The sequence below is a fragment of the Mesorhizobium sp. M4A.F.Ca.ET.050.02.1.1 genome (genome assembly GCF_003997725.1).
In the GTDB taxonomy this organism is placed as follows: domain Bacteria; phylum Pseudomonadota; class Alphaproteobacteria; order Rhizobiales; family Rhizobiaceae; genus Mesorhizobium.
In genome coordinates this window covers 1-1,946 of record NZ_RZSG01000991.1, presented here as the reverse complement: position 1 = coordinate 1,946, position 1,946 = coordinate 1, and the positions used below count along the sequence as shown (strand labels likewise).

The window sequence follows — 1,946 nt, the reverse complement described above, 5'->3', positions numbered from 1 at the left end:
GCGCACGCGTCTGCCACAGATGCTTGCACCAGCCGGGCGCAACGACGCCGGCGCCGTAGCCATAGCCGAGCGCCAGGCGCGGCCCCGTCCACGGCGCGAAGGTCATCATGGTCTTGCGGCGGGCCATTCCCTTGAGCAGGGCCTGGTCGCTCTTTTGCGTATGCGCCGCCTGCAAGGCCGGCACGTGCCAGGCGCCGCAGACGACCGCTAGCGGCCCATCGAACTCCTTGCGCGCGGCTGCGATTTCCAGCCGCATGTGCGCCTCGCGCATCGCCTCGAATTTGCCGATCACACCCTCGCCGTCGCGCAGCGTCGTCATCGCGTCGGCAATGGCCGCGAAGATCGGCCCCGGCGCGGGATTCTGCTCGATGATATCGGACCACCAGCTTTCGCCATCCTCGTAGCCGGCGGCGCGCGCCAGGGTGCCGATCGGATCCTGGATGCGCGTCGCTTCCTCGCCTTGCTCTTCGACAGGTTCCGCTTCGGCGGTATCGGTGTCGGTCGGACTTTCGGGCGCCTTCTCGGCCAGCCGCGCCGCGGACGGCAGATCGATGAAGCGCAGCGCCGCCTTGTTGGCGACCGCCCACAACGCCGCCTGATATTCCGGCGAGAATTCGGCGAACGGCCAGAAGCTGGTCGCGGCCGGATCGTCCTCGGGATAGCAGAGCAGCGCCACCGGCGGCTTCATGTCGGGGCTGGCGAGCAGCGGCAACAGCGGCGACGCATCGACCGGCCCTTCGATCAACACGGCGACAGGCTGCAATTCCTGCAATGCCTTGACCAGGCTCTCGGCGGAGCCCGGTCCGTGGTGGCGGATGCCGAAATAACTGATGCCGCCCTCAGTCATGGCTCAGATGGCCGCGTTGAGCGCCGCGTAGTAGCCGGCATAGTCCGACCGCTTCTTCAGCACCGTCTCCAGATACTCCTCCAGCACGACCTTGTCCTGAACCGGATCCTTGACGATCGCGCCGACAAGGCTCGGCGCCAAACCTTCGGCGTGAAACTTGCCGTCGTCGAACCATGCCGCCTGGCTGAGGCCACTGATCACGGTTGCGATCGCCTCGGCGGTGGAGAGCGAGCCAGATGGCGTCTTCAGCGTCACCTTGCCGTCGGCCGTCGCGCCGGAGCGCAACTCGCGGAAAATGGTGAGCACGCGGGCGATCTCCTCGCCGACATTCTTCGGCACTGGCAGGTCCAATCCGCCGGCCATCTCGCCGACGCGCCTGGAAACGATCGAAACCTCTTCCGCCATGTCCCCGGGCAGAGGCAGCACCACGACGTTGAAGCGGCGCTTCAGAGCCGAGGAGAGTTCGTTGACGCCCTTGTCGCGGTTGTTGGCGGTGGCGATGATGTTGAAGCCGCGCTGGGCGTAGATCGAGGTGTTGAGCTCCGGCACCGGCATCATCTTTTCCGACAGCACGGTGATCAGCGTGTCCTGCACGTCGGAGCCCATGCGCGTCAGCTCTTCCAGGCGGCAGAGCTTGCCTTCCTGCATGGCGCGGTACAGCGGCGTCGGCACAAGCGCCTCCTGGCTCGGGCCCTTCGCCAGCAACTGGGCATAGTTCCAGCCGTAGCGGATCTGGTTCTCGTCGGTTCCGGCGGTGCACTGCACGATCAGCTTGGAATTGCCCATGATGGCGCCGGCGAGATGTTCCGAAACCCAGGATTTCGCCGTTCCCGGCACGCCGAGCAAAAGCAGAGCGCGATCGGTCGCGAGCGTGGCCACCGCCGTTTCCATCAATTGCCGGCGGCCGACATATTTCGGCGAAATCACCGTGCCGTCGTCCGCCTTGCCGCCCATCAGATAGGTAAGCACGGCCTTCGGCGACAGGCTCCAGCCGGCGGGCTTCTGGCGGTCGTCGCCGCGCGCGAGCGCCTGCAGTTCGGCGGCATAGACCTGCTCGGCCGGAAGGCGGATGGCTGCGTTCATGCGATCATCTCCGGGT

2 protein-coding genes are annotated in these 1,946 nt (G+C 66.3%); both read right to left on the bottom strand.

The features are described 5' to 3' along the window. Nucleotides 1-847: DUF5682 family protein (locus EOA33_RS34065; protein ID WP_245482521.1), on the bottom strand; the 847-nt coding region annotated here is incomplete at its 3' end. Between the two features lie 3 nt (nt 848-850). Then, entirely contained in the window at nt 851-1,930 is a 1,080-nt protein-coding gene (locus tag EOA33_RS34060; RefSeq protein WP_127407606.1) for an AAA family ATPase, read from the bottom strand. Nucleotides 1,931-1,946: the final 16 nt, after the last annotated feature.